This is a genomic window from Paenibacillus sp. FSL R5-0519 (assembly GCF_037974275.1).
Taxonomy (GTDB): Bacteria; Bacillota; Bacilli; order Paenibacillales; family Paenibacillaceae; genus Paenibacillus.
Map to the genome: position 1 here is coordinate 2,025,188 of NZ_CP150234.1, position 20,393 is coordinate 2,045,580.

General features: G+C 48.5%; 16 protein-coding genes. 14 read left to right on the forward strand and 2 right to left on the reverse strand.

Going from position 1 to position 20,393, the window contains the following annotated elements; translation table 11 throughout:
• Nucleotides 1-51 precede the first annotated feature (51 nt).
• Nucleotides 52-975 carry a selenium metabolism-associated LysR family transcriptional regulator gene (locus MKY73_RS09290; protein WP_339307029.1) on the forward strand — a complete coding sequence of 308 codons (924 nt, stop codon included), beginning with the start codon at nucleotides 52-54 and terminating at the stop codon, nucleotides 973-975.
• Between the two features lie 70 nt (nucleotides 976-1,045).
• Nucleotides 1,046-1,915, forward strand: a complete 870-nt coding sequence (locus MKY73_RS09295) for a PHP domain-containing protein (RefSeq protein WP_339307031.1) — start codon at nucleotides 1,046-1,048, stop codon at nucleotides 1,913-1,915.
• Between the two features lie 141 nt (nucleotides 1,916-2,056).
• Here the strand turns inward: MKY73_RS09295 and MKY73_RS09300 are convergent, their stop codons facing one another.
• Nucleotides 2,057-2,503 (reverse strand): GNAT family N-acetyltransferase, encoded by a 447-nt coding sequence (locus MKY73_RS09300; RefSeq protein WP_339307033.1) that lies wholly within the window; start codon nucleotides 2,501-2,503, stop codon nucleotides 2,057-2,059.
• Between the two features lie 372 nt (nucleotides 2,504-2,875).
• Complete coding sequence (locus MKY73_RS09305; RefSeq protein WP_339307035.1) at nucleotides 2,876-4,651, reverse strand: NFACT RNA binding domain-containing protein; 1,776 nt, start codon at nucleotides 4,649-4,651, stop codon at nucleotides 2,876-2,878.
• Between the two features lie 356 nt (nucleotides 4,652-5,007).
• Here MKY73_RS09305 and MKY73_RS09310 point away from each other — a divergent pair, with 356 nt between their 5' ends.
• The 12 genes from MKY73_RS09310 to rsmB all read left to right on the forward strand — a co-directional run bounded on the left by MKY73_RS09310 (nucleotide 5,008) and on the right by rsmB (nucleotide 20,169).
• Nucleotides 5,008-7,866, forward strand: coding sequence for a cation-translocating P-type ATPase (locus MKY73_RS09310; RefSeq protein ID WP_339307037.1), 2,859 nt, complete (start codon nucleotides 5,008-5,010; stop codon nucleotides 7,864-7,866).
• A gap of 183 nt (nucleotides 7,867-8,049) precedes the next feature.
• Nucleotides 8,050-8,883, forward strand: coding sequence for a diaminopimelate epimerase (gene dapF, locus MKY73_RS09315; RefSeq protein WP_036614947.1), 834 nt, complete (start codon nucleotides 8,050-8,052; stop codon nucleotides 8,881-8,883).
• 212 nt (nucleotides 8,884-9,095) lie between these two features.
• Nucleotides 9,096-10,985 (forward strand): bifunctional homocysteine S-methyltransferase/methylenetetrahydrofolate reductase, encoded by a 1,890-nt coding sequence (locus MKY73_RS09320; protein ID WP_339307039.1) that lies wholly within the window; start codon nucleotides 9,096-9,098, stop codon nucleotides 10,983-10,985.
• A gap of 19 nt (nucleotides 10,986-11,004) precedes the next feature.
• The gene (locus MKY73_RS09325) at nucleotides 11,005-11,904 is read left to right on the forward strand and encodes a YicC/YloC family endoribonuclease (protein ID WP_076211386.1); all 900 of its coding nucleotides are present in this window, start codon (nucleotides 11,005-11,007) and stop codon (nucleotides 11,902-11,904) included.
• Between the two features lie 51 nt (nucleotides 11,905-11,955).
• Nucleotides 11,956-12,216, forward strand: a complete 261-nt coding sequence (locus MKY73_RS09330; protein ID WP_006209218.1) for a DUF370 domain-containing protein — start codon at nucleotides 11,956-11,958, stop codon at nucleotides 12,214-12,216.
• Between the two features lie 13 nt (nucleotides 12,217-12,229).
• Entirely contained in the window at nucleotides 12,230-12,802 is a 573-nt protein-coding gene (gene gmk / locus MKY73_RS09335; protein WP_017687445.1) for a guanylate kinase, read from the forward strand.
• Nucleotides 12,803-12,959: 157 nt separating this feature from the next.
• Nucleotides 12,960-13,172 (forward strand): DNA-directed RNA polymerase subunit omega, encoded by a 213-nt coding sequence (gene rpoZ / locus MKY73_RS09340; protein WP_091028645.1) that lies wholly within the window; start codon nucleotides 12,960-12,962, stop codon nucleotides 13,170-13,172.
• Between the two features lie 137 nt (nucleotides 13,173-13,309).
• Nucleotides 13,310-14,545 carry a bifunctional phosphopantothenoylcysteine decarboxylase/phosphopantothenate--cysteine ligase CoaBC gene (coaBC, locus tag MKY73_RS09345; RefSeq protein WP_339307041.1) on the forward strand — a complete coding sequence of 412 codons (1,236 nt, stop codon included), beginning with the start codon at nucleotides 13,310-13,312 and terminating at the stop codon, nucleotides 14,543-14,545.
• A 3-nt stretch (nucleotides 14,546-14,548) separates the two neighbouring features.
• Nucleotides 14,549-17,098 (forward strand): primosomal protein N', encoded by a 2,550-nt coding sequence (priA, locus tag MKY73_RS09350; protein WP_339307043.1) that lies wholly within the window; start codon nucleotides 14,549-14,551, stop codon nucleotides 17,096-17,098.
• A gap of 117 nt (nucleotides 17,099-17,215) precedes the next feature.
• The gene (def, locus tag MKY73_RS09355) at nucleotides 17,216-17,704 is read left to right on the forward strand and encodes a peptide deformylase (RefSeq protein ID WP_145322836.1); all 489 of its coding nucleotides are present in this window, start codon (nucleotides 17,216-17,218) and stop codon (nucleotides 17,702-17,704) included.
• 12 nt (nucleotides 17,705-17,716) lie between these two features.
• Complete coding sequence (fmt, locus tag MKY73_RS09360; protein WP_339307045.1) at nucleotides 17,717-18,670, forward strand: methionyl-tRNA formyltransferase; 954 nt, start codon at nucleotides 17,717-17,719, stop codon at nucleotides 18,668-18,670.
• The gene (rsmB, locus tag MKY73_RS09365) at nucleotides 18,667-20,169 is read left to right on the forward strand and encodes a 16S rRNA (cytosine(967)-C(5))-methyltransferase RsmB (RefSeq protein ID WP_339307047.1); all 1,503 of its coding nucleotides are present in this window, start codon (nucleotides 18,667-18,669) and stop codon (nucleotides 20,167-20,169) included. Before fmt ends, rsmB begins: the two co-directional genes overlap by 4 nt.
• Nucleotides 20,170-20,393 lie beyond the last annotated feature (224 nt).

Genomic DNA, 20,393 nt, shown 5'->3' on the forward strand with positions numbered 1-20,393 from the left:
AGCGGGAAATCGGCTACAATATAGAGAGTGTAATCGAAGAGGGGCGAAGATATGAATTTTCACCAATTGCATATTTTTTATACGGTAGCAGAGAAAGGAAGCTTCTCGGCTGCTGCACAAGCATTACATATGACTCAACCGGCAGTGACGATGCAGATTCAATCATTGGAGGACTATTTCGGGACCAAGTTATTGCATCGTTCCACCAAAAAAATAGAATTATCCGAGGCGGGTCGGACATTATTACCTCATGCCAAACGAAGTGTAGAACTGGTTAGACAGACGGATGAAGCGATGTCAGCGTTTACCCAAATGTTACAGGGCCGACTTCAGCTTGGAGCTAGTTTAACGATCGGGGAATATGTACTTCCACGCATGCTCGGACCTTTTGCACTTCAATATCCGGATATTTCAATCGTCATGAAAGTGATGAATACAACGCAAATTATGGATGATATCTTAAAGCACCAGCTTAATTTTGGTCTGATTGAAGCGCCAGTACACCATCCGGACATGATTGTAGAGCCTGTCATGCAGGACGAGCTGAAACTGATTGTACCTGCCGGGCATGATCTGGCTAAGCGTAGCAAAGTGAATATTGAGGATGTCATGAATTATCCCTTTGTGCTGCGTGAGAAGGGCTCAGGTACTCGTCAGGTGATGGAAGACCAATTGCAAAAGAAAAAGATTGATCCACAGGATATGAATGTTGTGATGGAACTTGGCAGTACAGGAGCGGTAAAATCAGCCGTGGAGGCAGGGGTAGGCATTACGATGTTATCTCCTTCTTCCGTGCAGCATGAACTGGCTCTGGGACTTGTTCATATTGTGGATATCCGAGGACTCGAATTCAAACGGCAATTCTATGCCATCCATCTAAAATCGTCCTTGTTGCCCCTTTCGGCAGTGGCTTTCCTGAATTATCTGCGTCAACAGGAGCAACCTGAGCCGGAGTCCAAGACGAGGAAGGCATAATCGTTCGCACCATTAATGATAGATAAGATGTAATCACAAACCACTTTTGGAAAGAAAGGAGTTGTTGTACATGAATCAAAGCAAAGGACGCTGTGATCTGCATACCCATAGTCAGGCATCGGATGGAATGCAGCCACCTGCTGATAATGTGAAGCTTGCCAAACAAAAAGGGCTATCGGCGGTTGCCCTAACAGACCATGATACAGTTGCTGGTGTAGCGGAAGCACAGCAAGCGGGACAAGAGTACAATATTGATGTTGTTGCCGGAGTGGAGATCAGCACTCGGGCTGGCGGAAAAGATATTCATGTGCTCGGATATTATGTGAATACGGAGGATGAGCCATTCCTGCAACGGTTGCGCGGATTACGAGAAGCGCGAGATGAGCGGAATCATCTCATTATCGCGAAGCTTCAGGAACTTGGGCTTGATATCAGCTGGCAGGAAGTACTGGATGAGCTGGGACGGCCACTAGAGCCTGACGAGAGTATCGGCAGACCTCATATGGCTGATGTGCTGGTGAAGAAGGGATATGCGGTTGACATGCGGGATGCATTCGATCGATACCTTGCCGAAGGCAAGCCTGGCTTCGTATCTGTACCCCGCGTTGCGCCGAAGGATGCGTGCGAATGGATCAGAGCCGCAGGTGGAGCCGCAGTGATTGCCCATCCGGGCCTCTATGAAGATGATGAATTGGTACGGCGAATCATTGAGGATTGCCGTCCAGATGGACTCGAAGTGTTTCACTCGGACCATGAACCGGAAGATGAGCGCAGATACGCCGAGATGGCTAAGGGTTATGGGTTAATCGAGACTGGCGGATCCGATTATCATGGGGAACGGCAAGGTGTCGTTTTCCACGGAGATCTGGGTAGCAAGACCGTAATGGTTGATGTGTTGGAAAGGCTGAAGGCAGCTGCCTTACAGCAAAAGGGAGTATAAGCTAAACTTGGTAACGCTTTTTATGACCACAATGAATTCTGCTTTAGAGGGATACATGTTAGGGATGTTTGAGAAAAGGACATGGAGCATGCAAGGGATAAACCTGCATGTATTCATGTCCTTTTTTGTGTCAAAAAGAGTTTATGTAATCGAATAGTTGACCCAAGCGCCGCGTTTAGCCCCAAGATGCTCGAATAATTGCTGTGCTCGTTCATTAGTCACGGCTGTGATCCAGGACATATAAGCACACCCATATTCACGTGTATATTGCTGGCAGTGTGCAAATAACTTGGCTTCTGCTTCGCCTTCTCTGAATGCTTCCGTAACAAATAAATCATTCATGATTGCGACACGCTCTGCTTTCATTGTGCTGTAAGTGAAGAACAGGGTGGCAAATCCGATAAGCTCCCCGTCCTGCTCTGCCACGAATTGAGCACCGATCTGCTGATTAAGCAGGTTGTTGATCAAAAGCTGGATGGATTGATCACCGGGCCAGGGATTATTGTAGAACCCCACCACATAGTCATGCATTAATGCAGTTAGTGATTTTAGATCATCAGGTTGAGTTTCTCTGATATGTATGGTCATGGTACACTTCCTTAACTATAATTTTTTTCGCGAGAATTGAATTATTATACGTTTTAAAGAATTAATATTCAATATGGAAGATGAATAAGCTGAGCTTCACATATCATTCAAACAAGTAATGCAACCGCAAAAATCCCCTGAACCGTTAATGGTCAGGGGATTTTTCTACTGTTACATCTATATAAGTTGAACTAATCATTTACACGATAACGGAGAGGACAGAAAAAACCTGAAAAAGCGAAGCGTGCGCCTTTATCACCGGATTTTCCCTTGAGAAAAGGGATCGAAAAAATCTGGGGATAACAGCGATTGGAAGGTTGTTCTGTCATCGTAGTGTCAGTGTAAATAATCTTTAGTTCAACTTATATAGCCTTATCCATTTTTAATGGTGGATGGCAGACTCTTGATCAACTCGTCATTTGGCGTGACGAACAAGGTTTTCTGATGATCATAGATGACGAATCCTGGCTTCGCACCACTTGGTTTGCGTACATGACGGATAAACGTGTAATCCACTGGTACGCTACTGGACTCCTTGGCTTGGCTGAAGTAGGCGGCAAGCTGTGCTGCTTCTTCCAACGTAGCTTCACCAAAGTCCGTACTGCGAATAACGACATGAGAACCAGGGATGTCTTTGGTATGCAGCCAGGTGTCGTTGGAAGAAGCGAGACGATTCGTTACGTACTCGTTTTGCAGGTTGTTTTTGCCTACAAGAATATCAATTCCCTCCGAGGAGGTGAACTGGTGCACGGTCGGACGATCGCTTTTCTTCTTCTTTTTACCCTTTTTATTGCGATCACGAAGATACCCTTGCTGCACAAGCTCGTCCCGTATTTCCTCAATATCATTCATCGATGCAATGGACAACTGCTGCAACAGGTTATCGAGGTAGTCAATTTCGTCTTTGGTTTTGCCAAGCTGCTCATGAATGACAGCCAGACTGTTCTTATATTTGTTATACCGTTTGAAATAACGTTGTGCGTTGTCAGAAGGTGTGAGCAGCGGATCAAGCTGAATGGTAATGTTGGCCTGATCTTCATCGTAGAAGTTCACAAGCTCCACGCTCTTGTCCCCTTTGTGGACCTGATGCAGAGAGGCAAACAGCAACTCACCCCATAGTCTGAACTTGTCTGCATCGTCGGCTTCCAGCAGGTCCTTGTTCAGGTTGTCCAGCTTTTTGATGTTCTTGCTTCGCTCATTCTGTAGAAAACGGAGCAGATCACTTACTCGCTGTTTAACCGTGTCCCGTTCAGCCTTGTCTCCGTAATAATCTTCCATGCACTTGCTCATTGTGTCATAGGTTTTCTCCAGGTCCTGAATGCTCTGAAGATGAACCGCCGAGAAAATCATTTTGCCTTTGGCGTTCATTCCGGTTACAGGCGTGTAGACATGTTCTCTCACAGGTCCCATCACGGCTTCGAAAGCGTTCCAGAGTGCATCGGCCTCAACTCGGCTCTCACCCTCAACCACATTCGCCGCTGAATGCATAATGTCCCCAGCAGCAGTCCCGCGGGCTGCAATCTCTCCCGCAATCAACGGGCTTAAACCGCTGAAGGAATTCACAAGCCAGCGTGATGCTTCGTCTTCAGTGGCATGATAGCTGTCCTCGAATGCTTCACGGCTTATTTCGAGCGGATTACTTTTATGTTGTTCGGGTGGGGCGGTGTAAGAGAAGCCGGGCATGATGACCCGGTAGCTGCTGATGGACGGAGTCACATGATGAATACCATCCAGAATCGTTCCTGTAACGGGATCAAGCAAAATAATGTTACTGTGACGACCCATTAATTCAATGATGATCCGTTTAACCGAAACATCCCCCAATTCGTCGCGTTGGCGCACATCGATGTGGATGATACGTTCCATGCCAATCTGACGGATCTCCTCAATGATTGCACCTTCACAGTGCTTGCGGAGCAGCATGCAGAACATGGGTGCTTCCGTAGGATTAAGGAATGTTTTTTCCGTAAAATGCACACGGGGATATGTTGGGCTTGCCGAAACAAGCAATTTACTGTTACCGCGCTGAGCTCGCAGTGTGAGAACTACGTCATGACCATTCGGCTGATGGATTTTGCTGATACGTCCACCAATGCAGCCTTGCAATTCATGAACAATGGCCCGTGTTACGATGCCGTCCAATGCCATTTTTTCCACTTCCTCTCTCTATCGAGCACCTGCATTTATCATGCGCAATGCTTCATCTATATAACTGAAACGTGCAACCAGATATGTAAAAAAACAAGGACCGGATGCAGATTCTTCGTTGCTTACCTGTTGAACACTGAACATGGTACTGCGCAGAACATCGCAGACCTTTATTTTAGCCTATTCTGTCCATCAGGGAAAGGATTCACCTTCCGGGTGCTAATCACGGACCTGTCCGAATACATATAGAGCAGGTAGTTTGTCCGGCATTGTGTACAGCCTGTCGACCAGCACGCCGGTGAAGCATGTGAGCTTATTTAGCAGATGAAATACAGACTGGGAGGGAAACATGAAGCATGGAACATACCAAGTGGCATCAACTTAGTGATGAAGAGCTTCGTAACACTCTTGGCGTCAGCCCGCAGGAAGGATTGACGGATGAAGCTGTAGCAGAGAAGAGGAAAGTGGTCGGTTCGAATGAGCTGAGCGAGGGGAAACGTATATCTCCGATTACATTGCTCTTGAATCAGTTCAAGGATTTTATGGTGCTGGTGTTGATGGGAGCAACGTTGGTATCCGGATTGCTGGGTGAGTATCTGGATGCGGTAACGATTGTGGCCATTATCGTACTGAATGCCATTCTGGGGTTTGTACAGGAATTCCGGGCTGAACGATCTCTTCGTGCATTGAAACAGTTGTCTGCACCTCTTGCGAAAGTGCTTCGTTCAGGCCAGGAAGTACACCTTGCCGCCAAACAACTTGTCCCTGGGGATATCGTCATGGTAGAGAGTGGGGACCGCATTCCTGCTGATGTGCGCTGGCTGCAAACGAACAGCCTGGATGTGGAGGAGTCTGCTCTTACCGGGGAATCGGTTCCCGTAAGCAAACATTGCCTTCCGATTGCCGATGAGGACGTTCCACTTGGTGATCAGAAGAATATTGGTTTTATGGGCACCATGGTCACTCGTGGTACGGCCAAAGGTGTGGTTATCCGTACAGGCATGGAGACGGAGATGGGCAAAATCGCTGATCTGATCCAGAATACGGAGGAGCAGGAAACACCCTTACAGCACAGGTTGGAACAACTGGGCAAAATTCTGATTTTTGTCGCATTGGGATTAACCATTATGGTTGTTGTCGCAGGCATATTGCACGGACAACCAGCCGTTGGCATGTTCCTGGCAGGGGTCAGCCTTGCGGTGGCTGCCATACCGGAGGGTCTGCCGGCCATTGTAACCATTGCACTCGCACTAGGCGTGCAGCGTATGATCAAACGTAAAGCCATTGTGCGCAAACTGCCTTCTGTCGAAACCCTTGGCTGTGCTTCCGTAATCTGTTCGGATAAGACAGGTACGCTCACACAAAACAAGATGACGGTAACGGATGTGTGGCTGGAGGGACGCAGCATCAAGGTTACCGGAGATGGTTATGCACCTGAAGGGCAGATGCTGGAGAACGGTCGAACGGTGGAACTGAAGAGTGACCAGTCGCTACGCAGAATGCTCCAGATCAGCGCGCTTTGCAACAATGCCAGTATTGTGGAGAATGTTGCAAGCGAGGGGGCGAGCAAGAAAAAGGACAAGGATAACAAAAAGGAAGGCAAGAAAAAAACGAAAAAAGGGGATCTCCAGGAAGAAACGGTCAAGCGAGACAATGTATTCTGGGAGCTGAAGGGTGATCCGACGGAGGGGGCGCTCGTCACATTGTCCTCCAAAATGGGGCTTACTCCTGCCGGCCTCAAAGAGTTGTATGCCCGGGAGCAGGAGTTCCCGTTTGATTCGGAGCGCAAACGCATGTCGGTCCTGGTTCATCACCAGGGAGGCCGAATGATCTATACCAAAGGTGCACCGGATGTATTGATCGGACACTGCAGTTATATTTTGTGGGAAGGCAAGGTCGTACCTTTCACTGGAACACTGCGGCAGAAAGTGATGGCAGCCAACGAGAGCATGGCCGGAGCTGCACTGCGTGTCCTCGGGATGGCCTATCGTGAAGTGCGTCCGGAAGAAAAAGTGGCTGATGAACACGCCGCCGAGAGTCAGCTGGTATTCGTGGGACTTACAGGCATGATTGATCCGCCGCGTCGTGAAGTGCGCGATGCGATTGCAACATGCCGCAGGGCGGGGATACGAACGGTCATGATCACAGGTGATCATGGAACAACGGCAGAAGCCATTGCTCATCAACTCGGGATTCTTCCACGCGGTGGTGCTTCTCTAAGTGGTCAGCAGCTGGCAGGCATGACGGATGAGCAGCTGGATAAACAGGTAGAGGGCATCTATGTATTCTCAAGAGTGTCTCCTGAACATAAGCTTCGCATCGTGAAATCTTTGCAGCGCAAAGGACATGTCGTTGCCATGACGGGGGATGGGGTGAACGACGCTCCGGCGATTAAAGCGGCTGACATTGGGATCGCGATGGGCATTACAGGAACGGATGTCACGAAGGAAGCTTCGGCGCTTATTCTGAGTGATGATAACTTCTCGACGATTGTTGCTGCTATAGAAGAAGGTCGTAACATTTATGAGAACATTCGCAAGTTTATCCGTTATTTGCTGGCATCGAACGTGGGTGAGATTTTGACCATGTTCTTTGCGATGATGATGGGTTTGCCACTGCCGCTTGTACCTATACAGATTCTATGGGTTAACCTGGTAACGGACGGTTTGCCTGCAATGGCGCTCGGGGTAGATCAGCCGGAAAAAGATCTGATGGAACACAAACCCCGTGGTGCCAAAGAAAACATTTTTGCCCGCAGACTGGGTTGGAAAATTGTCAGCCGGGGTGTATTGATTGGACTATGTACACTCGGAGCGTTCTGGCTCACCCTTCAGGCTGCGCCGGATAACCCGGGTCAATTGATTAAAGCACAGTCTGTGGCTTTCGCTACACTCGTATTGGCGCAACTCATTCATGTTTTTGATTGCCGCAGTTCGCGCTCCATCTTCCATCGAAATCCACTGCAAAACAAATATCTCGTTCTTGCCGTGATTTCATCGGTTGTACTGATGCTGGTTGTCATGTACGTTGAACCGCTGCAGCCGATCTTCAAAACCGTACCGCTAGGTTTGCGTGAATGGGCAATTTGTATCGTTGCTGCTGGCATTCCAACGTTCCTTATGGGCGCGGGCAGCGTGTGGGGTGGTCGTCGTAACCGCCGCCGTATGGGTGGTTCTGGACGCTTCGTACCGAAAAGTACAAAGTTTTCAGCATAAAATCAATACCTTTTCCTTACCTATTTCGTTATGCTATCCTCAAAATGATTCGAAGCGGCAGCTTTGGCATTTTGCAGGATAGCTTTTTTTGTGTACATGTTGAATATGAATTTCTATGGTAATCCTGTAGAAGAGCAAGAATATAGCTTTGGCAGCAGACTGCCAAAAGGAGTGGGCAAGATGATGGAATTTACGAAAATGCATGGACTTGGTAACGATTTTATCGTTGTATTTGGTGAAAAGGAACTTCCGGCAGACGCAGCAGAATTGGCTGTGAAATGGTGCAACCGTTTCTTCGGCATCGGTGCGGACGGCCTGGTCTATATACTGCCTTCAGAAAAGGCGGACTTTCAGATGCGCATCATGAACTCGGACGGATCGGAAGCAGAACAGTGCGGTAATGCCATTCGCTGTGTATCCAAATATGTATACGATCATGGTCATGTTAACCAGGAGCAGATCACCATTGAAACGATTGGTGCAGGGGTACAGCCTGTGAGTCTCAACATTCGTGATGGTAAAGTGGAAACGGTTCGTGTGGATATGGGTGAGCCAATCCTGAACGGTCTTCAAGTGCCTACAACAGTGGATGCCAATCCCGTGGTTGATCACTACATTGAAGCGAACGGACATGCGTTCAAATTCACTGCCGTATCCATGGGTAACCCGCATGCCGTTATCTATGTTGATGATGCTGTTAATTTTGATCTCACGACGTGGGGCCCGCTTCTTGAAGTACATCCCATGTTCCCGAAAAAAATCAATGTGGAATTCGCAACAGTTCGTGACCGTGGATATGTGGACATGCGTGTATGGGAACGTGGAGCTGGCCCAACACTTGCTTGTGGAACCGGAGCTTGTGCAACACTGGTATCCTCTGTCCTGAATGGACATACAGATCGTACAGCAGTCATCAGCCTCAAGGGTGGGGATCTCCACATTGAGTGGAATGAAGCTGACAATCATGTGTACATGACTGGCCCGGCTGAAGTTGTTTTCAAGGGAATCACTTCATAATAAGAGAACGGTGTAACCCAAGAGGCCTGCGGGCCTCTTTTTTTGTTAAAGGACAGTGCGTGTCTCCTGTACAGAGACATATTGGGTGTTATGTGGAAAGAAAGTCCATATGAGCTGGATATTCAACAAAAACCTGTGTTTTTCTTCGTTTTTTAGCGTTTTTTGTGTTACATTAGTATGAAAATGATCACAGCTAGGCGGGGGGAAAAGGGATGAAGGTGGATTTGCGCAAAGTTATGCAGGAACGAGTTCTCATTGGAGATGGGGCCATGGGAACGTATCTGTACCAAATGGGATTCCCGGTAGGGATTTCATATGAAGAATTAAACTTGATTTCACCTGAAGTGGTGGCGGAAGTACATCGCCGTTATCGGGACGCAGGTACAGAGATATTTGAAACCAATACGTATTCTGCCAATTACGACAAGTTGTCCAAGTTTGGTTTGGAGTCCAAGGTGGAGGATGTGAACCGTACCGGCGTTCGTATTGCCAAAGAAGTGGCTGGAGCTAACGGTTATGTACTTGGTGCAGTAGGCTCTATTCGCGGCGGCAAGCGGACGAACGTCTCCACAAGTGAACTGAAACGCTTTTATCAACAACAGATCTTTGCACTGCTTGATGAAGGCGTGGATGGCATCCTGCTTGAGACCTTTTATGATATCGAGGAAATGGATATTGCCCTTTTGCAAGCGCGCAAGCTCAGTGATCTGCCCGTGATTGGACAGTTCGCGGTAGAGGATGTAGGACACACGCTGGACGGATATACAATGCCTGAAGCATTCCGGATCATGCGGGAGCAGGGTGCGGACGTGATCGGTTTTAACTGTCGCTCAGGTCCAAACGGAATTATGCGTGCCATGGAAACCGTCTCCGGACGTATCGGTATTCCAATGTCTGTCTATCCGAATGCGGGTGCAGCAGATTATGTCGATGGTGAGTTCCGTTATGGTGCGACTCCGGAGTACTTTGGTCAGACGGCAGTGAAATTTGCGGAACTCGGCGCTCGTATTATTGGCGGTTGCTGTGGTACGACGCCTGATCATATTACCGCTATGAAAGAGGCGCTTGCTGACTATGTGCCTTCGCCCATTCTGGAGCCTGATCCGTCAGAATCCAAACCGCGCATCGTGTTGCATGAAAATGTGGATGAGCGTTCCGGACGTGGAGGACAGCCTACAATCGTTGATCTGGTCAAGCAGCGTCACACGGTCATTGTTGAACTTGACCCGCCACGTGACTTGGACATTGCCAAGTTCATGAAGGGTGCCGAGACACTGAAAGCAGCAGGAGCCGATGCCCTGACACTGGCCGATAATTCACTCGCGGTTACACGGATGAGCAACATGGCGCTGGGTCACCTCGTTCAGGATCGCACGGGTCTCCGCCCATTGGTCCATATTGCCTGCCGTGACCGGAATCTCATTGGAACACAGTCACACATGATGGGTTTTGATGCTCTGGGCATTAATCATGTACTGGCTGTAACGGGAGATCCTGCCAGATTTGGTGATTTGCCGGGTTCAAGCTCAGTATACGATCTGACTTCTTTTGAAATCATACGCATGATCAAACAGTTGAACGATGGAGTGGCTTTCTCAGGTAAACCGCTGAAGCAAAGAGCTGGTTTTGTAATTGGAGCGGCATTTAATCCTAATGTGAAATATTTGGAGAAAGCTGTACAACGTCTGGAGAAGAAAATTGCGTCTGGTGCAGATTACATCATGACTCAGCCTGTGTATGACCCCGAGTTAATCGTGGCAATGCATGAAGCGACCAAACATCTAGATGTGCCCATTTTTGTAGGTGTAATGCCACTGGCAAGTGGACGGAATGCAGAGTATCTGCACAACGAAGTTCCCGGGATTCAGCTTTCGGATGAAGTGCGTTCCCGTATGGCAGGTCTGGAAGGCGAAGAGGGCCGTGCGATGGGGGTAAAAATTGCCAAGGAACTGCTGGACGTAGCAACAGCACATTTCAAAGGCATCTATCTTATGACACCGTTTATGTTCTACGGCATGACGGCCGAACTGACTCAATACGTATGGGAGAAGTCGGAGCATCAATGTCCTACTTGTTTCAACCCTAATAATCAATTACAATAGTAAAACGGATGTGATGCCGATGTCATTCAGTATGACCGGATACGGTCAATCCGCCTTTCATTTTGGCGGCTATAAGGTACAATTAGAGATCAAATCTGTTAATCATCGTTATTGCGAAGTGATGATGCGTCTGCCAAGAGAGTGGACGTATTATGAAGACGGTTTGAGGAAAATCGTACAGAGTCGTTTGAAACGTGGGCGGATTGATGTTTATGTAATGAAAGAAAAAGAGGAAGACCAGGCTCTTCCCGCTGTTCTGAATGAACAGACGGTCAGGGCCTATCTGCAGGCTGCAGAGCAACTGGAGACCCAATATGGAATGCAGGGCAAACCAAGTATTGTGGATATGCTTGGTCTGCCGGACGTCATGGTTCATTCGGATGGGACAAGTTCCATTCCCGAAGAGCAGAAGGACGAATGGGAGCGAGTTCTGCAGGAAGGATTGAAAGAGGCTCTGTCCAGCCTTGAACAGATGCGCGCTCGCGAGGGTCTTCATCTGGCCAGTGACCTGGAACGGCGGATTACCCGTCTGGAGTCACTGCATACCGAGATGCTTGATCTTGCACCGACTGTGGTAAGTGATTATCGCAACAAGCTAAGACAAAGGCTTACGGAAATGCAGGAAGAAGGCTCTTTCCCTTTTGATGAGCATAAATTGGGTATGGAAATTGCAATGTTTGCCGATCGTTCTAACATAGAAGAGGAGCTTACGCGTCTACAGAGTCACTTTGGACAGAGCAGGGAACTGCTGAAGAGTGATGAGCCCGTAGGTCGTAAGTTGGACTTTCTAATTCAAGAGATGAATCGGGAAGTCAATACGATTGGATCAAAAGCCAACCATTTGGCTCTGGTGAATCGTGTTGTCGAGATGAAGGCGGAGCTGGAGAAGATTCGTGAGCAAGCTGCGAATATCGAATGAACGGCCACATTTCGGCAAAAGAGTCGCATGTATAGGGGGAAGAACCTGATTATGGCAATCAAACTCATTAACATTGGATTCGGTAACATCGTATCGGCGAACCGGATTATATCCATCGTGAGTCCGGAATCGGCGCCGATCAAGAGAATTATACAAGAGGCAAGAGATCGTCACATGCTGATTGATGCAACGTACGGAAGACGTACTCGTGCCGTAATTATTACGGATAGCGATCATGTCATTTTGTCTGCAGTTCAGCCTGAGACGGTCGCCCATCGTCTTTCTTCGAAAGATGATGATAACGACGAATAAAATGGAGTGTAATATGTCTAAGGGATTACTGGTAGTGTTGTCCGGCCCATCTGGGGTCGGGAAGGGTACTGTATGCAGCGCTTTGCGCAAACGGGTGCCGGAATTGATCTATTCCGTATCGGCAACAACCCGTCAGCCTCGTCTGGGTGAAGAACATGGTGTGAACTATTTCTTCAGAAGTCATGAAGAGTTCCAGAACATGATTGCTGAAGATCAATTGTTGGAACATGCGGAGTATGTTGGTAATTATTACGGAACACCGCGTGATTTTGTAGAAAAAACGATTAACGAAGGCCGCGACATCATTCTGGAGATTGAGGTTCAAGGCGCGTTAAAAGTGAAAGAGAAATTCCCGGAAGGCATCTTTGTTTTCCTGCTTCCTCCTTCATTGGACGAGCTGAAAGATCGCATTCAGGGCCGTGGTACCGAAAGCCAGGCTACCATTGATCACCGGATGTCCGTGGCGGTTGATGAGATCAGTCTGCTGGAGCAGTATGATTACGCTGTTGTTAATGATGAAATTGATTTGGCGTGCAAGAGAATAGAAAGCATCATAATCGCCGAACATTGTAAGATCAATAAATAATCCCTTTTGCCGCTGCAGAATGCGATATAAGTGGGGCAGTTGTCATATCATGTACTGAAGCAGTCCTTCTCGGAATGCCCGGATGTGAAGACATGCCACATCAGTTCTGTCAGGCGGCAACTTGCGATTATACTAATGCGAAGAGGTGTTTGTTAATATGCTGTATCCTTCTATTGATGAAATGATGAACAAAGTCGACAGCAAGTATTCCCTTGTTGTTGCTGCTTCCCGCCGGGCTAGACAGCTACGTGAAGGTGAAAAATCGGATTTAAGAGGTGCGAGATCCCATAAACAAGTGGGCGTTGCACTGGAAGAAATCTATGGAGACCTGCTCGTTGTCATCAAAGGACAGGACGAAGAAGAAGAGTAAGCCCTTGTGGCTGCTCTTCAACTGCATACGGCGTAAGCCGGATTAATTGACAACCGAGAGGTTGTTATTTTTTTACGAATAAGCATATTTTAACGGAATCTTACTTAGACGTCGTATAAATATCGGGGGAAATAAACATGTTGAACGGTAAAAAAATCGTGCTTGGTGTGACTGGCGGCATAGCCGCTTACAAAGCGGCAACATTATGCAGCAGACTGGTACAAAAGGGAGCGGATGTTCATGTAATTATGACAGCTTCCGCTACACAGTTTATTACCGAATTAACGCTGCAAACGTTGACCCGAAACACCGTATATACCGATACATTTGATGAGCGTGAACCAGCAGTTGTATCTCATATTCATCTGGCCGATCTGGCGGATCTTGTTCTGGTTGCTCCGGCTACAGCCAATGTAATTGCCAAGATGGCGCATGGCATGGCAGATGATATGCTCTCAACAACTCTGCTTGCCACGACAGCCCCTGTTATGATTGCACCAGCGATGAATGTACATATGTATGATCATCCAGCTGTAAAGCATAATATGAACTTGCTTGTTGAACGGGGTGCCATGATGATTGAACCGGGTGAAGGTCTGCTTGCGTGTGGATATGTAGGCAAGGGACGTCTAGAAGAACCGGAGAGCATTGTGGATGTGGTGGAACGTTTCTTTGAACAGCGCGAGTCAGCAGACATTAGCCGGCAGGGACAAGCTTCATTGTTACAAGGCAAGAAGGTTGTTGTTACGGCTGGAGGTACGATTGAGCGCATTGACCCAGTACGATACATTACGAACGATTCATCTGGCAAAATGGGATTTGCCATAGCCGCAGCTGCGCGTGATCTGGGGGCAGATGTGAAATTGGTTATGGGCAATACCCAAGCCAAACCACCGGAGAACGTTGAGTTGATCCCTGTACAGTCTGCACAGGATATGTATGAAGCCGTAACACGTGAGTGGGATGACGCAGATATCGTGGTTAAAGCGGCGGCTGTTGCCGACTATCGCCTAAAGGAAGTTTACACCGAGAAGATCAAGAAGAAAGGCGACACGCTGTCACTCGAACTTGTTAAAAATATAGATATTCTTGAAACGCTGGGCAAGCAGAAAACCCATCAGTTTTTGATTGGTTTTGCTGCGGAGACTCAGTCGGTTGAGATGTATGCACGTGAGAAATTGGAACGGAAAAACTGTGATCTGATCGTAGCCAATGATGTAACCCGCACGGGTGCAGGATTTGGAACAGACACCAACGCGGTACATATCTATGACCGGGAAGGTTTGGTGGAGGAGCTTCCAGTGATGGCCAAGGACGATGTGGCTCATCGGTTGCTCCGGATTGCGGCGGAGCGCATTGCCGGGAGGAATTAGGATATGGAGATTGCCAAGGTCATAGTCGATGTTCCCGTGAAGGAAACAGACCGGCCGTTTGATTACCTGGTACCTGAATCGATGAGGGAATGGATCGAGATTGGCAGCCGGGTGGGTGTACCTTTTGGTCATCGGACGGTGCAGGGATTCGTGATTGATCTTGTGCCACGCACCGGAGAGGAAACATTCAGGCTTAAGCAGATCCAGGAGTTGCTGGACATTGTTCCACCATTGTCAAAGGATTTGGTTGAGTTAGCTGAATGGATGAGTGGGCGTTATGCCAGTAACCGGATTTTGTCATTGCAGGTCATGGTGCCGACGGCATTGAAAGGGAAAGCAGAGCGATACATCTCGCTGGGAGATGCACTCGATGGACAGATCGCGGGTGCACAACCGGATGATGAGGTGTTATTTGTTTGGGGAGAAGAGTCTACGACCGAGAAAGTGCAGCAGGATATCATCCGTTTTGTCAAAAGTCGGGGTCAGGTGCCGCTGCAACAACTGAGTCGAAAATATCCCAATCATGCTGCACTAATTAAAAAATTATTGCTTGGTGGTGTACTGCTGGAGAGTCAGGCCATCAAGGACAAATTAAATAAAAAAACGATGAAGTCCGTTGATCTGGCTGTAGATATTGCTGCTGCTCAGGAAGCACTTGCTTCATTCCCGGCGAAAGCACAGCGGCAGAAGGAGATTCTGGCTTTTTTGCTGGAAATGAAAGAACTGCTGCCCATGCCGATGAAAGAAGTGTTATCTACTCTGCAGGTATCAGCCGCAACGATGAAGGGGCTTGAGGAAAAGGGACTGATCGTCACCGAAGACGTTGAGGTCTTTCGCGACCCTTATCAGGGCAGGAAGTTCAAAGCGACTGAACCGCTGGTTCTGACCGATGAGCAAAAGCATGTCTACAACAATATCAATGGCCGATTGCAGGAACAACGCCACGGGGTATTTTTGCTACATGGTGTCACAGGCAGCGGCAAGACGGAAGTCTACCTTCAAACCATTCAACAATGCATCGAGCAGGATCGGCAGGCCATCGTACTGGTACCCGAGATTGCATTAACACCACAGATGGTGGAACGTTTTAAAGGGCGATTCGGCGACCAGGTTGCGGTCATGCACAGTCGTCTGTCCGGCGGTGAACGTTATGATGAATGGCGCAAAATTCGTGAGGGCCAGGTGAAGGTTGCGATTGGGGCGCGTTCAGCCGTATTTGCTCCATTCAGTCGGCTTGGGTTGATCATTATGGATGAGGAGCACGAGACTTCCTACAAACAGGAGGAAACTCCGAAATATCATGCCCGGGATGTAGCGGTTAAAAGAGCACAGCAGCATCAGGCCGTGGTTGTTCTGGGTTCAGCGACACCTTCGCTGGAAAGTTACTATGCGGCACGCTCGCAGAGCAACGATGATTTTGCACCACTCTTGCTGGAGATGCCAACACGTGCACTGGGTAACAAGCTGCCCGAGGTGCGAATTGTTGACATGCGCGAGGAGTTGAAGGATGGTAACCGCTCCATGTTCAGCAGAGCTTTGCACAAAGGGCTGGAGGAGCGCTTGGAGCGTGGTGAACAGACGGTGCTTCTGCTGAATCGCCGGGGATATTCAACCTTTGTCATGTGCCGCAGTTGTGGATATGTAGCAGGTTGTCCCGAATGTGATATTTCACTGACGTACCATCAACGCTCCAATAATCTGCGTTGTCATTACTGCGGGTATGCGGAAGCGGCTCCGGAAGTATGCCCGGATTGTGGAAGTGAGCATATTCGATACTTTGGTACAGGTACACAACGGGTTGAGGAAGAGCTTGCGAAGCTCTTTCCGGGTATTCGCGTCATACGGATGGATGTGGATACAACTACGGAAAAAGGGGCTCATGAGAAGCTGTTGAAACAGTTTCGTGAGAAAAAGGCTGACGTATTGCTTGGCACCCAGATGGTTGCGAAGGGGCTCGATTTCCCGGATGTGACTCTGGTTGGCGTGATCACAGCGGATTCAGCATTGAATTTGCCTGATTTTCGTGCTGCCGAAAAAACGTTTCAGTTACTAACACAGGTAGCTGGCCGAGCTGGTCGGCACCAATTGCCTGGTGAGGTATTTGTTCAGTCCTATACGCCGGAGCACTATTCTATTGGCCATGCGAGTAAGCATGACTATGTATCGTTTGTACGTGAGGAACTGCTGCATCGTCGTAATTTGCAATATCCGCCATACTGTCGCCTGATTCTGGTGACCTTTTCGCATGAGCAGCTTCCAGTATTGATTCGTCTTGCCGAGAACTACACGCGAATACTGAAAGAGAAGGCTAATGCGGCCGGATGGCTCGGCAGTCTGGATCGTTTCAGCAATGATGCCTTTGATGTATTAGGGCCGGTAGCGTCCCCGATTCCCCGGATCAAGAATAGATACAGATTCCAATGTATGATAAAATGGCGGGGGGATGTAGATGCCATAGGACTCGCTCTGGCAACAGCCCGGCGCATGGATGATGATGTTCAGGCGCAAAAATTGCTTATTAGTCTGGATGTAGACCCGCAAATGTTAATGTAAGCATTTTGCAGCAATGCGGATGTAAACAAGCGGTATAAACATAGATTAAAATGAATACCCCAAAAATACAGAATATCGTCCTGAAATTATGATGAGGATTAGGAAGGTGCTTACAACATGTCGATTCGCATTATCGTGCAAGAACCAGATGAGGTGCTCCACAAGAGAGCCAAAGAAGTAACCAAAATTACACCAAACGTACAAAAATTGCTGGATGATATGGCTGATACCATGTACGATGCGGAAGGTGTAGGTCTTGCTGCGCCGCAGGTTGGAATTTTGAAACGTCTGATTGTTATTGACGCAGGTGATGAGCAAGGGCTGATCAAGATGATTAACCCGGAGATCATTGCAAGTGAGGGAGAGCAATTTGGACCGGAAGGTTGCTTGAGTATCCCTGGAATTAATGGTGATGTTCGCCGTTTCGAGACCGTTACGGTTAAAGGGCTGGATCGTGAAGGCAAAGAGTTGATTATTACGGGTAGCGGCTTGCTGTCCCGTGCATTCCAGCATGAAATTGATCATCTGGATGGCGTACTCTTTACGGATATCGCCGAGAAAGTGTACGAAATTGCGGCCGATCAAACGGGACCGCGTCGTAATTAAGGAGTGATCGATTTGAATATTGTTTTTATGGGAACACCTGAATTTGCAGTTCCTTCTCTCGATATGCTGATTGCAGAGGGATACAATGTGGTGGGTGTGGTGACTCAGCCTGATAAACCACAGGGACGCAAAAAAGTACTTACGCCAACACCGGTTAAGGCCGCGGCAGAACGCCACGGTCTGCCGGTGTTTCAACCTGTTAAATTGCGTGATCCGGAAGCCGTAGCCCGCTTGGCTGAATGGAAGCCGGATCTGATCGTGACCGCGGCTTTTGGTCAGATTCTGCCCAAATCCGTGCTGGATATGCCTGTTCGCGGTTGTGTGAACGTGCATGGCTCTCTTTTGCCGAAATATCGGGGAGGAGCTCCAATCCAACGTTCCATTATTAACGGGGAATCCGTGACAGGAGTCACATTGATGTATATGGCTGAAGGCCTGGATACCGGAGATATGATCTCGCGTGTGGAACTACCAATTACAGACGAAGACACATCAGGATCGATGTTTGATAAATTAAGTGAGGCGGGTTCCAAACTGCTTCAAGCTGAAATGCCACGATTGATTGCAGGCGAGACAACGGCGGTCCCTCAGGATGATGCCGAGGCTTCGTATGCTCGCAATCTGACTCGGGATGACGAGAAGATGGACTGGAGTCGGACTTCACGTGAATTGTTCAATCAGATCCGCGGTCTTGTGCCATTTTCGGGTGCATTCACGATGTGGGAAGATCAGGTCTTCAAAGTATGGGCTGCGGCTAACCCCAATCAGGTGGATCTGGAAACTTCTTCGGATAGTGGACAAGCAGAACCGGGAACCGTACTGCAAATGAACAAGGCAGGCATTGAAGTTCGCACAGGGGATGGGTCTCTCTGGTTGACTGAAGTGCAACCAGCAGGCAAAAAGGTGATGCAAGCCACTGACTTTGCCCGTGGCGGTACACTGAAACCTGGAACGGTGCTGCGATGAGTGGTAATACATCGGGACGTTCGTCAGGACGAGGTCAGAAAGCTTCCTCAAATGCAGCCGGGCGCGGAGGGAATCGTCGTCCGAATCCGGGGAAATCGGGTGGCGCAGGAAATGCTTCTGCAAATGGAGCATCTCGTTCCCAGAAACCGAAGACATCTGCTCGTGCATTGGCAGTGAAAGTTTTAAGTGCTGTTGAGCAAGATGGAGCATACAGTAATCTGGAGTTGAATCGTCGTCTGAAAGAGGCTGAACTGAGCCCTGCGGATGCTGGACTAGCTACCGAATTGGTGTATGGAACAATCGCTAGATTGAATACACTTGATTATTATCTGGAACGGTACGTCGCCAAAGGAGTATCCAAACTGCAACCATGGGTTCGTAGCCTGCTGCGGATCAGCGTATATCAGATGATATATCTGGATCGTATTCCGGAGCACGCCGTGGTGAGCGAAGCGGTTAATCTGGCGAAGAAACTGGGCCATCAGGGAATCTCGGGAATGGTGAATGGTGTACTGCGCAATATGATTCGCAATCGGGATGAACTTCGTATTCCAGAGAATCTGCCGGTTGCTGAACGTATTTCACTGGAACATTCCCACCCGTTATGGATGGTTGAACGCTGGATCGCCTATTACGGCGAGGAGACAACGGAAGCGATCTGTCGTGCGAACAATGAGCCGCCAGCAGTAAGTGTCCGAGTCAACACAACGATGACCACACGGGACAAACTGATGCATGAGATGGCAAGCACAGGTGCAGTCGTTGAAGCTTCTCAGTTAAGTTCCGATGGAATTCTTGTACGCAGTGGCGGGAATATGGCACTTACGTCCTGGTATCGGGATGGTTTGTTCTCTGTACAGGACGAAAGTTCCATGCTTGTAGCTGAAGCGGTTGCGCCGGAAGAAGACCAACTAGTATTGGATTGCTGCGCAGCTCCAGGTGGTAAAACAGCTCATATGGCTGAGAAAATGCACGATCGTGGTCGAATTGTCGCTAACGATGTACATGCTCATAAGCGCCAGCTGATCCTGGATCAGGCGGAGCGTCTCGGTCTGAGCTGTATCGATGCTGTAACTGGAGATGCTCTTGATCTGAACGAGCGGTATCCGGAAGCATCGTTTGACCGCATTTTGCTGGATGCGCCATGTTCCGGCCTGGGTGTTATTCGACGGAAGCCCGATGTAAAATGGACCAAATCCGTAGAAGACATCGAAGATATCGCAAGCTTGCAACGTGAACTGCTTGATCGTGTTGCGCCGTTGTTAAAACCAGGTGGTATTTTGGTGTACAGCACATGTACAATTGAGCCTGCTGAGAATGAGGATATGGTCGCAGACTTCTTGAATCGACATCCGGAATATCGTCCAGCAGAAGCATCTGTCTGGACTAAATCGGAGACAGCGAAATTGAAGGTTGTGAACGGAGGCGTTCAGATTTTGCCACAATACGCTCACAGCGACGGATTTTTCATCGCACGGTTGACAAAAACAGTGGAATAACAGTTTAATAGAGCACGGAAGCACGGCCGCCGAGGGGAACTTCGGCGGATTTCTTTGTGATGGGACTTCAGCATAATGGTTAGAGAAAAGGGATGACAGGGTGCGATGGCGGCATTCAGGTGTTATAATGCATGAAGTACAGATATCAAGGGTATACATGGATGTAACGTGGTCTTTGTGATAGAATAGGACGAATGGAACGAAAAGCAGGAAGCCAAACGAAA

Bases quoted from the DNA above. Each gene is read 5' to 3' on its own strand.
- MKY73_RS09290 (WP_339307029.1), top strand. From the start codon at position 52: ATGAATTTTCACCAATTGCATATTTTTTATACGGTAGCAGAGAAAGGA.
- MKY73_RS09295 (WP_339307031.1), top strand. From the start codon at position 1,046: ATGAATCAAAGCAAAGGACGCTGTGATCTGCATACCCATAGTCAGGCA.
- MKY73_RS09300 (WP_339307033.1), bottom strand. From the start codon at position 2,503: ATGACCATACATATCAGAGAAACTCAACCTGATGATCTAAAATCACTA.
- MKY73_RS09305 (WP_339307035.1), bottom strand. From the start codon at position 4,651: ATGGCATTGGACGGCATCGTAACACGGGCCATTGTTCATGAATTGCAA.
- MKY73_RS09310 (WP_339307037.1), top strand. From the start codon at position 5,008: ATGGAACATACCAAGTGGCATCAACTTAGTGATGAAGAGCTTCGTAAC.
- dapF (WP_036614947.1), top strand. From the start codon at position 8,050: ATGGAATTTACGAAAATGCATGGACTTGGTAACGATTTTATCGTTGTA.
- MKY73_RS09320 (WP_339307039.1), top strand. From the start codon at position 9,096: ATGAAGGTGGATTTGCGCAAAGTTATGCAGGAACGAGTTCTCATTGGA.
- MKY73_RS09325 (WP_076211386.1), top strand. From the start codon at position 11,005: ATGTCATTCAGTATGACCGGATACGGTCAATCCGCCTTTCATTTTGGC.
- MKY73_RS09330 (WP_006209218.1), top strand. From the start codon at position 11,956: ATGGCAATCAAACTCATTAACATTGGATTCGGTAACATCGTATCGGCG.
- gmk (WP_017687445.1), top strand. From the start codon at position 12,230: ATGTCTAAGGGATTACTGGTAGTGTTGTCCGGCCCATCTGGGGTCGGG.
- rpoZ (WP_091028645.1), top strand. From the start codon at position 12,960: ATGCTGTATCCTTCTATTGATGAAATGATGAACAAAGTCGACAGCAAG.
- coaBC (WP_339307041.1), top strand. From the start codon at position 13,310: ATGTTGAACGGTAAAAAAATCGTGCTTGGTGTGACTGGCGGCATAGCC.
- priA (WP_339307043.1), top strand. From the start codon at position 14,549: ATGGAGATTGCCAAGGTCATAGTCGATGTTCCCGTGAAGGAAACAGAC.
- def (WP_145322836.1), top strand. From the start codon at position 17,216: ATGTCGATTCGCATTATCGTGCAAGAACCAGATGAGGTGCTCCACAAG.
- rsmB (WP_339307047.1), top strand. From the start codon at position 18,667: ATGAGTGGTAATACATCGGGACGTTCGTCAGGACGAGGTCAGAAAGCT.